The organism is Halomonas sp. (genome assembly GCF_029263665.1).
Taxonomy (GTDB): domain Bacteria; phylum Pseudomonadota; class Gammaproteobacteria; order Pseudomonadales; family Halomonadaceae; genus Halomonas.
This window is the reverse complement of the sequence record NZ_JAJUFQ010000005.1, coordinates 30,954-49,463: the sequence shown is the minus strand read 5'-3', so window position 1 is coordinate 49,463 and position 18,510 is coordinate 30,954. Positions and strand designations below refer to the sequence as shown.

Genomic DNA, 18,510 nt, shown 5'->3' with positions numbered 1-18,510 from the left:
GCACATAACGAACGAAAGTAAATTTACGAGAAAATCATGACATAGACATTGCAATGCATCACATGGCTCCGACATGGAGCTAAGAAATAGTCAGACAGAGGGGTCTACTATCCCTCTGCTATCACCTCAATCCCAATAGAAACCTTGGGCGGACCTGTATTCAGGTCAACTTGCAGCCCACAGCAAGCCAATCTCAAGATGTCGGAAAGTTTCAATAACTTTCACCAAGACGCCTTGAGCCATCGACGACAACAATATGAAAAGTAAACAACACCATTCATCCCGCCTATCTCTTTGCACCAAGGGGAACGATGAGTATCAAGGAAGGCGTCAGCTGGTTGGCGGGCCTTGGTTTCAAGGCCAAGGCCCGCCTTCCAACATCCGGCCAGCAGGCTCAGTCTTCGGCTTCGGCGTCCGACAGCTCCATGATCATACGCGTCGTCAGATAAAGTCGTGGTACCACACTATCGAGTTGCACGTATTCCTCATCACTGTGGTAGCCCCCACCTACCAGGCCAAGGGATTCCAGCACCGCAGGCGTGGGTGAATCGGCATGGTAGGCGTAGGCGGCATCAGTACCGCCACCGATCTCGGCAGCCAACAGTTCTCGGTCAAGCTCCTGATAGATCTTCTGGGCCTGCTCGGCAAGGGCTTGAGTCTGAGGATTGGCAGGCAGTGGTGGCCGGCCCTTGTCGAGACGGAACTTCACCTCGGTATCATCGATCAGTTGATTTGAGGTGATATCACGGGCCTCGTTCAGAACCCGCTCATATTCACTGCTATCGACGTAGCGCATATCACCTTCCGCCTGAGCATGCTCGGGAATGACATTGCGTTTGCTGCCACCTTCGACAATCGTCCAGTTAAGGGTTGTCTCCTTGTCTGGATCACCGAGATCTCCCAGCTGGAGCAGTTGATGGGAAAGCTCCATGATGGCATTGCGCCCCTGCTCTGGCGCACCTCCGGCATGAGAGGCCCGGCCCTTTACCTCGAGGAAGGCATAGTTGATGCCTTTGGTGACGACAGTCACTGCATCCGTTGCGCCCTCACTGAACGTCGGCTCGAACACCAGCACCGCATCTTGATCCGCGGACAGTTGCTGAATCAGGTCACGAGAACCCAGCGACCCTTTCTCTTCATCAGGATTAAGGACCACGGTCAGTTGACCATAGTCGTCAAAGCCAAGGGTTTTCAGCACCTCCAGGCTATGCAGAATCACTGCGACACCACCTTTGGCGTCTCCGACGCCCGGACCATAGGCACGCCCATCCTCAACGCGGAAGGGGCGATCCTTGGCGGTGCCTTCGCCAAAGACAGTGTCGTAGTGGATCATCAACATGATGTTGCGATCGCCATTGCCTTGAAGCCGGCCAACCAGGGTATTGCCACCGTAGACCTCGGCAGGATGAGCTTCCACTTCAGCACCGAGGGCCTCGAGACGCTCAGTAAGCAGCGCCTCGACCTCACTCAAGCCAGCAACGTATCCCGTGCCAGAGTCTATATTGACCAGGGTTTCCAATGTATCCAGCAGCGGCTGTCGCTGCTGCTCGACGGCATCGTACACATCCTGTTGTGGCGCGGCGTGTACGGTGGCAACAGTAAACATGCCGCATGCCAATCCCATGGCTAGCATCGAGCGCTTCATTAGTGACTCCTGTTTTGTGGTTATCAGCTTACCGAAGATAAGCAGAGGCCAGGGGAAACGCAATCAGGTTGAACATATGCATGTTAACGGGGCACCTCACACGGCGGGTTCTGCTGAGGCATGGAACAAGGAAGGACTCATGTAGATCCGTAGACAAGTACTGTCATACATCTTCCCTACAAAAACGGGAACATACCGGAATACTCCAGGTGTCTCGTCAGCTATCATCGAGATAGAAGAGATGTGAGCAGGGTCATCTTCCAGGCCCTTGTCGAGCATCCACCCGCCCCTTGCAATGGAGTGCCCTGTGGCCATTGATCTGCTCTACAACAGCCTGATATTTCTTGCCGCCGCTGTTCTCATCGTTCCCTTGGCCAAGCGCCTTGGTCTCGGCGAGGTTCTGGGTTACTTGCTCGCCGGAGTGGCCATTGGCCCCTCTGTACTAGGTCTGATCCCCGATGCAGAAGCCGTACTGCAGTTCGCTGAAGTCGGCATCGTCTTCCTGTTGTTTGTCATTGGCCTGGAGCTCAAGCCATCCCGCCTCAAGCTGATGCGTCGACCAGTATTCGGCTTCGGTGGTCTGCAGATGGCCATCACCAGTGCTGTCCTGGCGGCGTTGGCGATGCTGCTTGGGCTCTCCCTGCCCGCCGCCCTGGTCGTGGGCTTCAGCCTGGGTCTTTGTTCCACCCCGTTGGTTCTCCAGTTGCTCAGCGAGCAAGGAGAACTGACCACCCGTCATGGCCGCCTCAGCTTCGCCCTGCTGCTGTTCCAGGACATGGCAGCGATCCCTGTTCTCGCCATCATTCCCATGCTGGCTGGTGGTCCAGGAGCCACGGGGGGCTGGGAAAACATGCTCAAAGATACCTTGATTGGTGTAGGTGCCTTTGCAGCCTTGATTATCGGTGGACGCTACTTGTTGCGTCCGATGTTTCGCTTCGCAGCTTCTACCCGTAGCCGCCAGGTCTTTGCCGGCACGTCCCTTCTGGTAGTGATCGGCGCAGCCTTGCTGATGGAGCTGGCAGGTCTCTCCATGGCACTCGGAGCCTTCATTGCCGGCGTCCTGCTGGCCGATTCCGAATATCGGCACAGTATTGAAGCCGATATCGAGCCCTTCCGCGGCTTGCTGTTAGGGCTTTTCTTCATGGCCGTAGGTATGACGGCCCAGATCGGACTACTTGCCGAACAACCGGCCCTGGTACTCGGCCTCACGGCCGCATTGCTGGCGCTCAAATGGCTAAGCGTAGCGAGTGCCAGCCGAGTCTATGGCACCAGTTGGCGTGATGCATTGAACCTCGGCGTCCTGCTATCTCAAGGAGGAGAGTTCGCCTTCGTCCTCCTCACCGCAGCCGGTGCTGCTACCTTGCTGGCTCCCGATCTGGTCAGTCTCCTGGTACTGGTGGTTTCACTTTCCATGGCTGCGACACCAATACTCTTCCAGTTGCACACCCGGTTGATACGTCCTCTACTCATGCCAAACACAGAAAAGAACCCTGACTACGACCGTCCCTCCGATACCTCACCCAAGGTCATCATCGCCGGCTTCGGACGCTTTGGTCAGATCGTCGGTAGAACCCTGCAGGGCATGAAGATTCCCTACACCATCCTCGACATCAACGCCAAGCATGTTGAATTTGTGCGCCGCTACGGCAATGAAATCTACTTCGGCGATGCTTCCCGTCTCGATTTGCTGGAGGCCGCTGGAGCTGACAAGGCCAAGATTCTGGTCATCGCAATCACCGACCCAGACACCTCGCTGCAGATCGTCGAGCGTGTACAGCGCCGCTTCCCCAAGCTGCGTCTGTTTGCCCGTGCACGCAATCGCCAGCATGCCCAGCGCCTGATGCGTGCAGGAGTGAATGACATCATTCGCGACCTGCTGCCGGCCAGCCTGGAGCTGACGCGGGAAGTGCTCGTTTCCCTCGACATACCCCGTGATCGAGCTCAGCATACAGTAGATATTTTCCGCCACCATGATGAGATGACATTGAAGCGGCAGATGGAGGTTTCCAGCGACGAGACCAAGCAAATCCGCACCATACAACAGACGGCCAAGGAGCTGGAGGAATTGTTCGAAGCTGACGAACAAGTGGTAACCGAGACATCGTTGATGCAAGAACGTTGATACAAGAACGCTGACATAAGAAAGCTGCCAGAGCCTTCCTCTGGCAGCTATGTCGCAAGCATGTCTCACATTCCATTTCGATTAACCGCAGAGGCATGCCCTTTGGATAGTCGACACTTCAAAAGAATCCTATGGCTTGCAAATGCGAATAGCCAGAAAGGGGAAAGATCGCCTCCTGGTGAGGTACAAATACGCCATTCCAGGAGGCCAGGTTCAGAACGTTATCAATAACTGGCAAACGGGTTCTTGATAATGGGAATGAACAGGAAGCGCAGGTTGAAGTCTGCATCAAATTCATCACCTTTGATCGCGCTATATTGAAGCTCCACGCCCCAGCGAACGGGCATTGACCCAAACTTGGTGACGTCCGAGTAGCCCAGACCAATCGGCAGGTTTACCTTCTCGCCACTATCCGCCTCCCAGTTGATCTTGATGTTCGGAGCCATGCCAATCAGCTCCTTACCACTCAGGCGATAATTCAGGAAGTATTGAATATTGGTCTGATTGGTATCCTCGCGATCATCATCACCGGCATAGGACCACCAATGCTGACCCAATGCACCTATGTTCCAGCCACCAGGGTTGGGCGCCAATGATGCCACCAGGAAGGCAGGGCCCGCCTGATACTTGCCCTGGCCAAGCACATCATCCTCTGCCGTCGGAAATATCTGCGATGCACCTACCCCCCAGATAAATCCATCATCACGTGCGGGACCAACAAGTGTCAGCAAGGCAGTATCGCCAAAGCCACTGGTACGGCCGCTGAACGGGTAGTTGCTATTGGCCAGGTCGGATGCAGGAATATCCTCCGGATGGCCATTCAGCGCGTGACCGAAGCTCTCTTCATACGGTGAAGATTGATATTGAATGACCGGACGCATGATGAAGTTCCATTCATCATCACCGACATGGAACGGAAAAGACATCACCGGCTGGAAGGTCGTTGTGTTGGCCCATTCACCACTGCTGCTCAATGCATCATTATCGCCATCAAAATGGGTATAATCATTTTGCAACCACAACATCCATGCAGCACCCAGCGGGTTGGCCGACATTTTAGCCAGCTTCTCCAACTCGGCCGCGCTTGGGCCTGAAGAGGCGGTTTTATCTGGCGTGCCTGCTGGCTCTACCTTGTCGGTTGTTTGCGCCAGCAGTGGCTCTGAAGACAAACAGGCAACCGTCAAGGCAAGAAATGCCGGCAGATTGATTTCTCTCATCTTTCCATTCATAGAAAGCTTCACATTCACGCCCCGAAAGCTGCGTTCGACAATATGCGAACCCTTGATACCCGCTCACAACTTCTTGAACTGAAAAATCGTCATACCTGACAATTTTTTGTTCAATCTAACTCAATCTAGGCGTCAGTTTCCTGGCACGTAAACACCCTCTTAAGAGAGGGTTTACAAATGAAGAGAAATATTGAATGTGGCCCATCAGCACTGCTCTATCTTATCCCCCATTTCCAACTGTTCCGGTTCACGCGGGCCTTAAAACCGATGCTCATGCTTTCCACTCCCTCTTATGAGACAGAGGAAATACTCACAATTGGACAACAAAGAAACGCACGCTTATTTATATCGGCAAGATATATAAAAGACTGCATCCAGCAGCCACCCTGCTCTAGATCAATGCTCGCGATGAAGACATCACCTCGAACCCGAGCCATCTTCAGTCGAGTCACCCTGACTGGACACATGACTGGAATCGATGCAGACATGTTTGTTGAGAACGGGGCAATGCGATTCGACCAGCGGGTGTAGTGCACCCACCATGCCCTTATGCATGACAACACCGTTGCGTTCAGGCTGTCATGATCTGCAGGCAGCAAAAAGTGCCAGGGAAACTACACTGACATAAGCTCGGACAAGCGCCATGCTGCCCGTTGGGCGGCATGCTTTCATTTCCTACCACCGTTGTTGGGAGGAGTCGAAATGATCAGGAAATTGCTCGCCACTCTGGTACTTATGCTGTTTGCCTCTACTGCATGGGCCCATATGTGCCCATCGTTGATGAGCGAAATTGATGACGCCCTGCAGGATGAGACCACGGTTTCCCAGCTTGATGAGAGCACTCTTGAAGAAGTGAAGGAGCTTCGCGCACAAGGTGAAGAAGCCCACACAGCAGGCAACCATGATGCCTCCGTGGCCGCGCTGGAACAGGCCAAGGAACTGCTCGGCATCTGAAACTCGGTGACACACACAGCTCGCCATTCCAACGACGAGCCACATACCATACCGCCGCTCGCCCCCATGACGAGCGGCGGTTTCTTCTTTACCTCTTCCCTTGGGCTAAAGGAAGCCTTCACGGTGGCACACCAAGGAAATGGTCCGCTGCCAGCTGAAGAAATAAGCCGTCATCGCGTCCAGCAACTGTCTAGCGCAGATTACGGGTCTAGATCAGTATCGACTTAGTCAATGATGGACTTGTCGTTGCGGTTTAATCGTTGCGATTTAATCAAATGATTAATACGCTTCTTTCAGCACAGAATACTTCTTGCCGACTCCCACGAGGATATCTCTCATGTCTGTCGTTGACCGCTCTTCGGTCCGGATACTGATGACTGGTTTCTTGCTGCTGTTGGGTGGGTGCTCGCCAGACACTTCACCGCAACAGGAAACGCCAACGATAGTGGCCAGCTATCAGATCCAGGCGGGTAATGGTGACACCACGACTCATCTCTCGGGCCGCATCAAGGCAGCCGAGAACACGACGCTAGGCTTCGAGATTCCAGGCGAAATCGCACAACTGAGCGTAAAAGCCGGCGACAAGTTTGCAGCCGGCGATGTCCTCGCCACCCTCGACGATGAACGTTATCAATTGGTAGCCCAGCAACGCCAGGCAGAGCTCCGGGAAGCTGCCGCTGTGCTGACCGAGAAGCGCCAGGATTACCAACGCCAATCGCAACTGGCACAGAAGGGTTATGTCAGCGCGACAGGTCTCGATGCCGCCAGAGCCGCTCTGGATAGCGCCGAGTCACGTCATGCGGCCAGCATTGCGGCCAGTCACCTGGCACAACGTGATCTGAAACAGACCTCGCTGATTGCGCCTTTCGATGGCTCTATCACTCAACGCCAGGCCGAACCATCGGAACAGGTCAGTGCTGGCCAGCCTATCCTCCAGACCATTTCTGATCGCGAAGGATTCGAGGTAGAGGCCAGCGTACCGGAAGCATTGGTCAAGACGCTGGTGATCGGTTCTCACCATCAGGTCAGCATTCCCGCTCTGGGTGGAGCTGCAAGCTCCGCCACACTGACACACTTGGGCACTCAGCCCCTCTCCTCCAACGATTATCCGCTGCTGCTCAAGCTGGAATCACCTATCGAGGGCCTCCGTTCGGGAATGACCGCTCGAATCGAAATCCTGCTCAATATGCCAGCCGGAGACGATACCCAGGGCTTTCCTATCCCACTCACTGCCCTGGCTTACGCCAGTGATCGCAGCGCCTATGTTCTGCGAATTGATGAACAGGGGCAGCTGCAGCGAGTGGCCGTGGAGGTCGTCGACATCAACGATGCGCGTGCCAAGGTGCGCGGCGAGTTGACCCCAGGCCAGCGCATCGTCGCCCGAGGCACTGAGTTCGTCCGTCCCGGCCAGGCAGTGAGCCTGCTGGGAGAGGGCCCGGAACGCTACAACTGAGGCCATCATGAACCTGAGCCAACTCGCCTATCAACGTCGCCCCGTTGTCTATCTGGCCACTATCGTCGCCATGCTCTATGGCGTGATCAGTTACTTCAGCATGCCGACCAGCGAAGACCCTGCCATCACCATCCGTGAGGCACTGGTGACAACCGAATTTCCTGGCCTGCCGGCGGAACAGGTGGAAGAGAACATCACCAAGCCTCTGGAAGAAAGCATTCGTACGATCGGTGAGGTCGAGCGCATCAAATCCACTTCCATGCGTGGCCGTTCGATTCTGCATGTAGAGATCCAGGATCGTTACTTCGATCTCGATCAGATCTGGGACGAACTACGCAAGAAGGTCGAGGAAGCTCAGGCCAAGCTGCCTGAAGGCACTCATTCTCCTGTCATCAACGATGACTTTGGCGATGTCGCGGTGGTCACCGCAGCACTTAGCGCCAACGACTTTCCACAAAGCGAACAAAAGCAGATTGCCGAACACATTCGTAGTGCGCTATACGGCATTCCCGGCACCAAGAAGGTCGAGCTGCTAGGCATCCAGGAACAACGCATATTCATCGATATCGCCGAAGCGCAAATGGCCAGACTGGGGTTATCTCCCGCCGATCTTGCGACCCAACTCCAGAAACGCAACATCTACCCTCCCGGTGGCGTGCTGGATGCAGGAGAGCAACGCCTGGCGCTGGAAGTCAGTGGCGAATTCAAGGACCTCGATGAACTGGCCAACGCCGAGATACGTCTATCCAGCGGCGAAACCCTGCGCTTGCGCGACCTGGGAGAGATCCGTCGCGGCTATCAGGACCCGGCCAGTCGCACTGCCTATTTCAATGGCAAGCCATCGATTGTCATCGCCATTTCCATGCTCGAAGGGGAAAGCGCACTCGATTATGGAAGCGCGGTCTCAGATCGCCTGGACCAACTCCGCGCCAGCCTGCCAGCGGGCTACCAGCTCGACATCATGACGTTCCAGCCCGAACAGGTGGCCAATGCCATCTATGGTGTCACCTCAAGCGTCATTCAAACACTGATCGTTGTATTAGCCGTCGTCGTCCTGTTCCTGGGAGTGCGCACTGGTCTGATCGTTGGTTCGATCATCCCTGCCGTCATGCTGGTCACCTTGGCCATCATGGGCTTGAGCGAGATGACCCTGCAGCGTGCCAGCCTGGCCACACTGGTCATCGCCCTGGGCCTGCTGGTGGACAATGCCATCGTCATTGCCGAGGACTTCAAGACCCGTCTGGAAGCCGGCGTGCACCGAGATCAGGCGCTCAAGGAATCCGGCGGCGAGCTGGCCGTACCGCTGCTGTCCTCGACCTTGACCACCATTCTGGTGTTCCTGCCATTGATGCTGGCGGAACACGTGGCCGGTGAATATACCCGCTCAATCTCGATCGTCATCGCCATTACCCTACTGAGCTCCTGGTTCCTGTCACTGACCGTGACACCCTCGCTATGCCATCGTTTTCTCAAGGCTCCATCAGCATCAGATGAGCAGGTAGTGCAGGAAAGCACCCTCAACAACCTTTCTGATCGCCTGTTCCGCTGGATGTCACTGCGCTACGCCAGTCTGCTCGGTCATCTGTTGCATCACCGATCGTGGTTCCTCATCATCACTGCCCTCGCCCTGGTGGCAGGCATCGCCATGATGCAACTCGTGCCACAGAAGTTCTTCCCCGATTCGGACCGCAGCCAGGTCTTGGTGACGATCGATTTCCCATCGGATAGCGCCGAAAATGCCACCGACCGGCGCATGAGCACATTGAGCAAGGCGCTGCTCGAAGCCCCCGCCCTGAAGGACGACATCACCAGCATTGCCGCCTACTCAGGTTTTGGGGGGCCACGTTTCGTACTGTCGCTGTCCCCCATCGACCCAGCTCCCAACAAGGGCTTCATGGTCCTTAATGTGGCCAACCCTCAACAGGTCGATGCAGTGATTCAAGCCACCCGCCACTATTTCGCCGTTCGACAACCTGATATTTCTGCGCAGGTCACCCGCATGTTCCTGGGCCCTTCGGACAGCACCTTGCTGCAGGTCCAGGTCAAGGGGCCGGATCGCGAGGTGCTGTTCGAATCCGCTCAGAAGGTCGAGACCATTCTTGCTGGTGTGGAAGGCAGCCGGGACATTCGCAACAGTTGGGAAGCTCGTATCCCGGCCCTGAATATCGAGGTCAATCAGGCCTGGGCACGCAACGCGGGCATCACCTCGGAAGATATCGCTCAATCCTTGCAGGGAGCGATCGATGGCTACCACCTCAGCCACTACCGTGAAAGCGATGACATCATCCCGGTAATGATGCGTTATGCCGAAGAGCAGCGCACCAGCCTCACGCAGCTCAAGTCACTGACCATCTATCCGCTGGATCCTCCCGGCGATGGTGTGCCCCTGAGCCAGGTCGCCGAAGTGCACCTCGACAATGGCTATTACCGGATCGATCGAGAAGATCTGGTACGTAGCATCACCATCGAGGGACGTAACCAGCACCTGACAGCCGAAGACATGGTGCCACGGGTTACTCCCGCATTGCACAAGCTGGAGGCCAGCCTTCCTCCAGGGCACTGGATCGAGTTCGATGGCGTGGTCAAGGAGTCGGCAGAAGGTCAGGCTGCACTGCAGGCCAACCTTCCATTGTGCCTCGGGGTGATCTTCATTCTACTGGTGGCACAGTTCAATTCGTTCAAGCGGCCCCTGCTGATCGTGGCCACCATTCCGCTCGTGATCGTCGGTGTCGCCCTGGGTCTGCTGGCCACGCGTGCCAACTTTGGCTTCATGGTCCTGCTGGGGTTGTATAGCCTGGCCGGTATCATTATCAACAATGCTATTGTGCTGATCGATCGCATCGATATCGAGCGGCGCCTGGCAGCACCGGGCACCCCGGAATACCAAGCAGTGATCAAGGCTTCGGCACGACGCCTGCGCCCTATCCTGATGTCAGCCATCACCACCATATTGGGCTTTCTTCCATTGATCATCGGCCACGACCCACTGTTCTATGGCATGGCCGCCGCCATGGCCTTCGGCCTGGGCACTGGCACCATCATGAGCCTTGGTGTAGTGCCCGTGCTGTATACCTGGTTCTTCTCCATCGATACCCGGCGGTCTGCCTACACCACGGAGACTGAGTGAGTCATGAGCACCGAGGACAATTCTCGTACGCGCCTGATCCAGGCTGGCATTCGCCTGTTCGGTGAGCATGGCTACAAGGCGACGACCACGCGCATGCTCGCCGATGAAGCCCAGGCCAATATCGGCTCCATCGCCTATCACTTCGAGAACAAGAATGGCCTCTACCTGGCCGCCGCCCATTATATTGCTGGCGCCATACGCGAACGTCTGGGTCTCTCCCAGCTTCCTGCACTACCCACTGATCGCAAGGAAGCGCGCAAGCTCCTCGAAACCATCGTGCGGCGCATGGCCTATACCTTTGCCTCGGACGTGGAGTGCCGCCAATGGCTGTTGATGGTCATGCGCGAACAGGTCCACCCCAGCGAAGCTTTCGATATTCTGCAGCAGCAGGGGTTTGGTGTTGTTCAGGTAATCCTGTCTTCACTGATTGCCACTCTCACAGAACGCAAGGCCGATGACCCGCTCGTCACCATCGAGGTTCACACATTGATTGGCCAGATGGTGTTCTTCCTGATTGGCCGAGAGCCCTTGCTCAGGCGCCTTGGGCTTGAGACTCTTGATACCGATATCCTGAAGATGATTGAAGATGCTGTTGCCTCGCACCTGCGGCTGTATGATTCGCCGGCCTGACCACCGGACTGCCAGCACCACGCTTACCCAGTCACCGCGCTTACCCAGTCACCGCCCGCAGGCGGTGTCCGGGTAGCAGAGAAATTCAAGACTGCGAGCGCTTGAACTCCTCAAAGAACTCATCCGCCATGTTGCGCAGCGCACGACCGATGGCGGCATATTCGTATTCATTGAGATTGGCAAGCGAGGCTCGCCCGGAAAGGGTTTCTGTGCCAAACCCCTTGCCCGGCAGCAATACAACACCAGTTTCATCGGCAATTCTGAACAGCATGTCACCGGCTGATGCCCGTTCCTCGATCCAGGCAGCGAAAGCATCTCCGTACAAACGCCGCGATATGACGCCAAGATCCAGCAGCGTGTAATAATCGACGGCATTGCCATCATGCAGGGGCTCCAGGCCCAATTCACGATAGAGCGCCGCTTCGCGTTGTCGAATAAGCTGCTTGAGCGTCTGCTTGTAGCTGTCCTTCTCGTCCATCAGGGCGAAGAGTGAAAACAGTACCATCTGCACTTGCTGCGGTGTCGACAGACCCGCCGTATGGTTCAGTGCGACAGCTCGACTATCCGCCACCAGACGATCGATGAATTTCAACTCGCGCACGTCTGGAAGCAATGAGCCATAACGCTCATCGAGTGACTGCTTGGTGGTCTCTGGGAGGCTCTCCAGCGCAGCATCGATGGCATTGTCATGATGCGTGGCAATCACGCCAAGTCGCCAGCCAGTGGCACCAAAATACTTGGAGAATGAATAGACCAGGATGGTGTTTCGTGGACACACCGAGAACAACGAACGGAAATCATCGGCGAAGGTTCCGTAGACGTCGTCGGTAAGCACCATCAAGTCTGGACGATCATTGGCAATGATCGATGCGACCCGCTCGAGGCTACGGTCGTCCATCTTGACTGACGGCGGGTTGCTGGGATTGACGCAGAAGAAGATCTTGATCTCCGGATCCTTGAGCTTGTCGAGTTCGGCATCTGGATATTGCCAACCCTGGGCAGGATCGGCATGAATGACGACCTCTTCAAGCCCGTACTCTTCCAACTGCGGGATCTCGATGTAAGGCGTGAACACGGGCATGCCGATCGCTACCTTGTCCCCACGCCGAACCAGGCCGTTCTGCTTCAACGTATTGAAGATATAGGCCATGGCGGCCGTGCCGCCTTCGACGGCAAAGAGGTCTGTTGTCTCGGTGGAAACACCGCCTCCCACCATTTCCTTGATGATGTAGTGGCGCACGATCGCTTCGCTGGCTTTCAACATGCGGGGGGGCACGGGGTAATTGCTTCCCAGGATACCTTCGACCATCTCGTGCAGGAATTCAGCAGCGGATAACCCCATCTGATCACGCACATAGCTCAGTGCTCGCCCGAGAAACGCCACGCCCTCCTGACCGTGGTGCTCCGCCACAAAACGCTCGAAGCGACCTTCTATACCCTCGATCTTGGCAAGCCCACCCACGCCCGCGCTCATGTAGGAATAAGAAAGCTCTGCCTCGGCCGTAGCGAACAACCCCAGGCAGAAAAAAGCACGACGAGGCAGGGTCGCCAGAAAATTGGGATTGCCGCGACCAGCATTGAGCATCGTGCGGTTAGCCTTGCCAGAGGCAAGCTTGATCAATTCATCCTTGAGTTCAAAAGGACTCAGCTTCGCGAAACGACGATAATCAGTTGCCATGTCGACCTCCTTTTTCATGGCTATCAAGCTCAACAACTCTCAAGTTCAATAACTATCAAGTTCAATAACCATCAAGATCACTGACCATCAAGCTTGATGATCCGGTGAAAACTCGACGATCAGGTGAATGCCACCACGAGTGGGCCTAACAATGTGAGGAACACATTTGCCAGTGCATAGGTAATCGCAAAGGGAGTGGTAGGTACGGAATTACCTGCTTTATCCAGCACTTCACCAAAGGCAGGGTTGGCACTGCGCGAACCGGATAACGCGCCGGCAAATATGGCGGTGTTGTCATAGCGCAGCACATACCAGCCAAACAGCATGGTGATCATGAGGGGCAATACCGTCACGACAACACCAAAGAAGAACAACGAGATGCCTTGATCCATGATGGTCGTGACAGCCTGCTGGCCAGTCTGCAGGCCAATCACCACGACGAATCCGGCAAGACCAAGATCGCGCAATAGCGTAGAGGCGCCCGTTGGCATGTTGCCCAGGGTATGTTTACGACTGCGATACCAGCCGAACAACAGACCCGCCAGCAGGGCACCACCACCACTACCCAGTGTCAGGGGTATGGAGCCGGCACGAACAACCAACAAGCCAATCAGCAACCCCACGGCAAGACCCAGGCCATGGAACACGAAGTCTGTCTTGTCACTGGGCGCCAGGATGGGACCTGCTATCGTGGCTACTCGCTGTACGTCCTTGGGCGTGCCATAGAGCGTGACCACATCACCCGGTTGAATAACCGTGTCGGCGTCCAGGGCCAGAGGTGTTCCAGTACGCCGCAAACCCACGATATAGACGCCATGACGCAGTGTTGTCGCCGTTTTGGCCAGGATCTCTCCAGCCGGACGCTTCAGAAACTCGGGGTTGGTAATCGCAATGTCCTGGCTGACCATGACGACATCCATATCCTCGGCATTCTGCAATTCCTTGCCCAGGCCTTCCCCGATTTCCACTACACCCGCTCGCCGCCCAACCAGCAATACAACATCGCCCTCCACAAGCTCGACGCTGGGCTCGACACCAACGATAGCGCCATCGCGTCGAATGCGCTCTACCGTCACTGCCCCGCCGAATGCACTCGATTCGATCGCCTCGACACTGCGCCCACCTTGGCTGACCTGGTAGATGCGCCCTATCAGCTCCGGAGCGGCAGGTTGCTCACCAACGCCATAAACATGCAATCCCGCCAACTGCTCGGCCTCAGCTTGTTGTGCATCTTCACGAATACCACGTCGCGTGAGCCAAGGCAGGACATTGACACAGAGGATGATCGCCCCGAAGGAGCCAAAGATGTAGGTCACGGCATAACCGATCGCGACATTGCCCTGTAGGCGCTGTACTTCATCTGCTGCCAGACCAAGTTTTTCTATCGCAGAACCCGCGGTTCCGATGATCGCAGACTGGGTTAGCCCGCCAGCAGCAAGTCCAGCCGCCAGTCCCTTGTCGAGATCGAATACACGGGCAATGACAACGACGGTCAGTAATGCGCTGACGGCCATGACCGCGGCCATGAGAATCTCCCGAATGGACTGGCGCCCAAGCGAGCGAAAGAACTGCGGACCACTCTCGAAACCTACGGCATAGATGAACAGCGCAAACAAGACAGCCTTGATGCCAGAATCAATCTGCACGCCCAACTGGCTGATCAACACCGCGACTAGCAACGAGCCCGCGACACCACCCAACTGAAAGGAGCCAAAACGAAACTTGCCTATCCAGTAACCCACTGCCAGAGAAAGAAATAGCGCAATTTCGGGTGATTGGTTCAATATTCCCTGAATGAAATCCATGACATCCTCGTCCGTTTATCGATCTTGCGAAGACAACCCGACGGATAAACATTAGTTCATCTGAATTTTTATGCATAATCACGCATAGAATAATTTCGGCGAGGCAGCAACCGCCCTGAAAGGCCGTTCTGTCTTGTCAGAACAATGGACATTTCTTGACCGGAAAAACACTTTCTACTGAAAGAACAGTAAATTGAAGATGACAAATAGAAAACCGCCACCTGACGAGCTGTCCAAGTGACGGTTTTCATATCAACAAGAACTGTTGTAGAACACTTTCCAGAACTTATCCAGATCATGGGCAACCCATGAGAGGCTACTCTGGAACGTTCCCCTGTTAACTGGTCATCTGCTGAAGTCGTTTCAGCTAGCTTATCGACTCTGCTTCGTCGAATATGGCAATAGCCTCATCCAGGCTGGTCGCTATGGCATTCCATGGTAGCGATGATCCCACGATGTGGCAGTGGTAAAGCACCGCGCCATCATCGGTTTCGATTCGATGAATATCGTTACCTTGATCGTCCTGCCACCAATCTGCATGGACATGCTGCCAATGGTGTACCGACCGATCTTTGATAGTGGTCATGGCGGCAAGCCCTCCTCGCGTGGCTTTTGGAATATTGCTCCTGACGCCTTGCTCTTGTCCCCTCTTCTACCAACAGGTACCCCTTATCTTTAGAGTAGTACATGAACATCGTTTGCAAACACCGTTCATTAATTTTTCATCAACGCCAGATGTACGCATCACCTAAAGCTGTCAGCACACCCATACCAGGCATGTAGTGACCAAGACAGACCGGTCATGACACTTCACCATCAGCAAGATGGCACGACGTCAGAATTCGTCATGACAGTCAGGTCAAGAACAAAAAACAGCCATTCGAAGGTTCCTCCGAACAGCCGTCAACGTAAATCGGGATGTATTTACAAGAAATCATGCTGGACGCATTCTCAGCTGACCAATGCGATAAATATCATGCAGGTAGCCGTCGAGAAGGGAAACCGCGTACGTCATCACGATAAGCATATAAATCAATGTCATGATCAAGACATTGTTGTTCAGCCATGCAAGGGAAGGAATAGAAACTTCATAACCGATGGTATAAACGCTCCAACCTCCCAGGAACAATACGAGGATGGTGAACGCGACCACCAGTGCGAGCATCAAGCCACGAGTATCCTTGACGGGAGGTTTCGTCACCCATGCGAACACATGACGGATCTTCACTTCACCATTTGTGACGATGTGGCGTTTTCTTCGAATCAGGGTTTCCACACTGACTGTCTGAGGATCACGAGACAATGCTGCAAGCACAATACGATAATCAAGGTTACTGCCGAAGATGCTTTTCGCTGCTGACAGGAAACCAGATTCAGCACCTGTATCTGCATACTGTCTTGCTTTCAAGGATAGTTCCTTGAACTCTTGCTTTTCATAGTCGGTTCGCTTCTCTTCATCCGACATATTCTGGCGACAGTAAACATCATAGAACTGATAAAGCGATATACATACGCCTGCGTAAATCAGTAGCATTGTCAGAATATCTTGCATGCCAACATCCCCCTTGAATGTTGTCCCACCTGGCGGTGACAGTTTTCATGGGGACTATAGTCCTGCGTATATTGATCTGGATCAACATCCAATGAGGACAGTGCGACCATTGACCGCACAGGGAGAAGCTCGTCACCCATGCAGAGCTCAGTCTGCAGAAGTAGACTTGATAGCCAAAGGCTTTATGTACTTAAAAATGATAGGAATATGACAGCACTGGCCCATCGTATGTCACTTCATCCAGCAGGTCGCTGTCATCATCCAGACGCCATTGCATGTAGCGATAGCCGCCGCTGAACATATGTGGACCCGTTTCATAGCTGACGGCAGCAAATGCTTGCCAGCTCACTTCAGACCCACCTGTGCCCACATCAGCCAGGAAAGGAAAACTCCAGTTAGGGTCCAGTCGATACTTGCCACGTATACCAATCGTGATATCTGTAAGATTCTCGGTGTCCTTGGTCTTGTAAGCCGCACCAGTCGCTTCTATTTCGCCCTTCAGCTCGGAGTCAAAACGGGTATAGCGAATACCGCCCGTTGTATAGAGCTCCAACGCAGCATCATCGAACCAACGATAGCCAATGGAGCCATGCACAATCGTTGTATTGGTGGAAAAGTCGATATCAGCGTCCACCGCACTGACTCCACCTGACTGAGGATCCTGCACCGGTACGCTGGCACTGACATCTTTGCCGATATCTGCGTATACCAGGTCCAGGCCATACAACCAGTCATCGCGACGATGAAGCAGTTCTCCCATGATGGCAAAATCAAGATTCTCGAATACGGTGGAATTATCGACTTCGACTTCCCCTGCCTGCTGGAGTGACTCATCGATGTTGGTCCCCCATACATACACTGACGCAGTGGTCTCGGCATCCTGTGCAGATGCCACCGCAGCAACACCGAACACTCCCATACATGTCAATAATGCGCGGAATTGGCAGAATTGAGTCATCACACAGGAACCATTAGTAGACATCATCCCATCTCCAAGCTATCGCTATCATCGCATCATGGTTGTTGCCACCTAACTACCGGCGAGTCGATCCTGGCCCATGCTGTTAACAGCATGGGCCAGGATCAGGCAACGTGCCATGAACTACAGGATTCGATCGATAGCCACAACCGTGGATGAAGAAATCCATGTGCCTACTACTGCTAAAGCACAGTATCTCCCTCTACTCCTGCGCTTCTACTCCCTCACCCATCGCTGGACACTGCAGGAAACCAATTGAGCATATGGTGCACCACTGCCATCACCACCAGAGTGGAAAGTAGCGCAACACTCATGGAACTGAATCGATAAAGCGCATCCAGCACCAGGTCGTCATTGGGTTTGAGATACTGGCCAAACAGGATGCCCATCGTTGTCATGCCTCCGAAACCCACGCCTGACCCCGCACCTTCGATGACATGTTCCCTTGCAAACAGCAAAAGCCCCAGCGTGTACGCCACAACCACCAGTGCCAGGTGCTGGCTCTGGGTAGAAAGCAGCAACTGCATCAGCAAAGCAAAATTACATCCCAGCAGGGTGCCGATAGCACGCTTGCGCGCCGATATCCTGGCTCCGGTGTAGCCCAAGGCAAACAGGATAAGAATGGTCGCCATCTGGGCCGACAGTGAGTCGCGCAGATCAAGGGACTGGAAGACCACGAAAGAAACCGTCGCAGTGACCGAGCCGATCAAGGTCTGATGACGAATCAATGCCTTGGACTTGATTGTCGGTTGCGGCGGTGTACGCGGTGCGACGTCCGGAAACACTGCGTGCATGACAAAGGCAATCGCAACAGCGAGAAAACTGGCCAAGGTGTTGTTGGTCAGCAAATCAAACATGTCCAGATCGGGATAGCTGGCGAAATGGAACATGATGCTGAGCGTCAGTACCCCATTGGCACCAAACAGAAACAACGACCCCTTTGCCATCAGCGAAAAGCGAAAAGTGAAAATGGCAAATACCACAGCAGTCATCACAATGGGCATATGCTGCATCAGCCCGACCACCAGAGATACCTCTATTACATTGAGGCAGGCATTGCTCAGAAACTGGCGCACGACACTCCCGTTCAATATCGGAATCATGCCGAGCAGGAACATCGGGAAAACGGTATAAAAGACACCATAGTTCCAGCCCATCAACTGGCTGACCAGATATCCCAATACCCCCCCGAAAGTGATCCTCAAGCATTGGCGCAGGTCATTCGGCGCCAAGTGATGAGCAGGTGTCTTCACCGGCGCACCATTGCCACCGTTACCCTTGTTGGTAGACCCGCTCTCGACAGGCCTGTTCTTAATAAACCTGTTCTTAATAGACA

13 protein-coding genes are annotated in these 18,510 nt (G+C 54.5%); 5 read left to right on the top strand and 8 right to left on the bottom strand.

The genetic code is table 11. The features are described 5' to 3' along the window. Nucleotides 1-394: 394 nt before the first annotated feature. Nucleotides 395-1,645, bottom strand: a complete 1,251-nt coding sequence (locus tag Q1K07_RS06525; RefSeq protein WP_300309304.1) for a M20/M25/M40 family metallo-hydrolase — start codon at nt 1,643-1,645, stop codon at nt 395-397. 307 nt (nt 1,646-1,952) lie between these two features. On the opposite strand from Q1K07_RS06525, the gene Q1K07_RS06520 reads away from it, so the two are divergent. Continuing rightward, nucleotides 1,953-3,767 carry a monovalent cation:proton antiporter-2 (CPA2) family protein gene (locus Q1K07_RS06520; RefSeq protein WP_300309303.1) on the top strand — a complete coding sequence of 605 codons (1,815 nt, stop codon included), beginning with the start codon at nt 1,953-1,955 and terminating at the stop codon, nt 3,765-3,767. A gap of 224 nt (nt 3,768-3,991) precedes the next feature. Here Q1K07_RS06520 and Q1K07_RS06515 read toward each other — a convergent pair whose 3' ends face one another. Further along, a complete protein-coding gene (locus Q1K07_RS06515) occupies nt 3,992-4,984 on the bottom strand; it encodes a hypothetical protein (RefSeq protein WP_300309302.1) in 993 nt (330 codons plus the stop codon). A gap of 714 nt (nt 4,985-5,698) precedes the next feature. On the opposite strand from Q1K07_RS06515, the gene Q1K07_RS06510 reads away from it, so the two are divergent. The 4 genes from Q1K07_RS06510 to Q1K07_RS06495 all read left to right on the top strand — a co-directional run bounded on the left by Q1K07_RS06510 (nt 5,699) and on the right by Q1K07_RS06495 (nt 11,160). Continuing rightward, nucleotides 5,699-5,950 (top strand): hypothetical protein, encoded by a 252-nt coding sequence (locus Q1K07_RS06510; RefSeq protein WP_300309301.1) that lies wholly within the window; start codon nt 5,699-5,701, stop codon nt 5,948-5,950. 337 nt (nt 5,951-6,287) lie between these two features. Further along, entirely contained in the window at nt 6,288-7,403 is a 1,116-nt protein-coding gene (locus Q1K07_RS06505; protein ID WP_300309300.1) for an efflux RND transporter periplasmic adaptor subunit, read from the top strand. A gap of 7 nt (nt 7,404-7,410) precedes the next feature. After that, nucleotides 7,411-10,530, top strand: coding sequence for an efflux RND transporter permease subunit (locus Q1K07_RS06500; protein WP_300309299.1), 3,120 nt, complete (start codon nt 7,411-7,413; stop codon nt 10,528-10,530). Nucleotides 10,531-10,533: 3 nt separating this feature from the next. Further along, the gene (locus tag Q1K07_RS06495; RefSeq protein WP_300309298.1) at nt 10,534-11,160 is read left to right on the top strand and encodes a CerR family C-terminal domain-containing protein; all 627 of its coding nucleotides are present in this window, start codon (nt 10,534-10,536) and stop codon (nt 11,158-11,160) included. Between the two features lie 85 nt (nt 11,161-11,245). Here the strand turns inward: Q1K07_RS06495 and Q1K07_RS06490 are convergent, their stop codons facing one another. From Q1K07_RS06490 to Q1K07_RS06465, 6 genes are all read right to left on the bottom strand, one after another. After that, nucleotides 11,246-12,838 carry a bifunctional aspartate transaminase/aspartate 4-decarboxylase gene (locus Q1K07_RS06490; RefSeq protein ID WP_300309297.1) on the bottom strand — a complete coding sequence of 531 codons (1,593 nt, stop codon included), beginning with the start codon at nt 12,836-12,838 and terminating at the stop codon, nt 11,246-11,248. 119 nt (nt 12,839-12,957) lie between these two features. Next, nucleotides 12,958-14,643: an aspartate-alanine antiporter gene (gene aspT / locus Q1K07_RS06485; protein ID WP_300309296.1), complete on the bottom strand. Its 1,686-nt coding sequence runs from the start codon at nt 14,641-14,643 to the stop codon at nt 12,958-12,960. A gap of 367 nt (nt 14,644-15,010) precedes the next feature. After that, nucleotides 15,011-15,229, bottom strand: coding sequence for a hypothetical protein (locus tag Q1K07_RS06480; RefSeq protein ID WP_300309295.1), 219 nt, complete (start codon nt 15,227-15,229; stop codon nt 15,011-15,013). A gap of 348 nt (nt 15,230-15,577) precedes the next feature. Continuing rightward, nucleotides 15,578-16,195: a hypothetical protein gene (locus Q1K07_RS06475; RefSeq protein WP_300309294.1), complete on the bottom strand. Its 618-nt coding sequence runs from the start codon at nt 16,193-16,195 to the stop codon at nt 15,578-15,580. A 190-nt stretch (nt 16,196-16,385) separates the two neighbouring features. Next, nucleotides 16,386-17,180, bottom strand: coding sequence for a hypothetical protein (locus tag Q1K07_RS06470; RefSeq protein ID WP_300309293.1), 795 nt, complete (start codon nt 17,178-17,180; stop codon nt 16,386-16,388). Between the two features lie 218 nt (nt 17,181-17,398). Next, on the bottom strand, nt 17,399-18,427 hold the full coding sequence (locus Q1K07_RS06465) for a DUF2955 domain-containing protein (RefSeq protein WP_300309292.1): 1,029 nt from the start codon (nt 18,425-18,427) through the stop codon (nt 17,399-17,401). Nucleotides 18,428-18,510 lie beyond the last annotated feature (83 nt).

Bases quoted from the DNA above. Each gene is read 5' to 3' on its own strand.
- Q1K07_RS06525 (WP_300309304.1), bottom strand. From the start codon at position 1,645: ATGAAGCGCTCGATGCTAGCCATGGGATTGGCATGCGGCATGTTTACT.
- Q1K07_RS06515 (WP_300309302.1), bottom strand. From the start codon at position 4,984: ATGAGAGAAATCAATCTGCCGGCATTTCTTGCCTTGACGGTTGCCTGT.
- Q1K07_RS06510 (WP_300309301.1), top strand. From the start codon at position 5,699: ATGATCAGGAAATTGCTCGCCACTCTGGTACTTATGCTGTTTGCCTCT.
- Q1K07_RS06505 (WP_300309300.1), top strand. From the start codon at position 6,288: ATGTCTGTCGTTGACCGCTCTTCGGTCCGGATACTGATGACTGGTTTC.
- Q1K07_RS06500 (WP_300309299.1), top strand. From the start codon at position 7,411: ATGAACCTGAGCCAACTCGCCTATCAACGTCGCCCCGTTGTCTATCTG.
- Q1K07_RS06495 (WP_300309298.1), top strand. From the start codon at position 10,534: ATGAGCACCGAGGACAATTCTCGTACGCGCCTGATCCAGGCTGGCATT.
- Q1K07_RS06490 (WP_300309297.1), bottom strand. From the start codon at position 12,838: ATGGCAACTGATTATCGTCGTTTCGCGAAGCTGAGTCCTTTTGAACTC.
- aspT (WP_300309296.1), bottom strand. From the start codon at position 14,643: ATGGATTTCATTCAGGGAATATTGAACCAATCACCCGAAATTGCGCTA.
- Q1K07_RS06480 (WP_300309295.1), bottom strand. From the start codon at position 15,229: ATGACCACTATCAAAGATCGGTCGGTACACCATTGGCAGCATGTCCAT.
- Q1K07_RS06475 (WP_300309294.1), bottom strand. From the start codon at position 16,195: ATGCAAGATATTCTGACAATGCTACTGATTTACGCAGGCGTATGTATA.
- Q1K07_RS06470 (WP_300309293.1), bottom strand. From the start codon at position 17,180: ATGATGTCTACTAATGGTTCCTGTGTGATGACTCAATTCTGCCAATTC.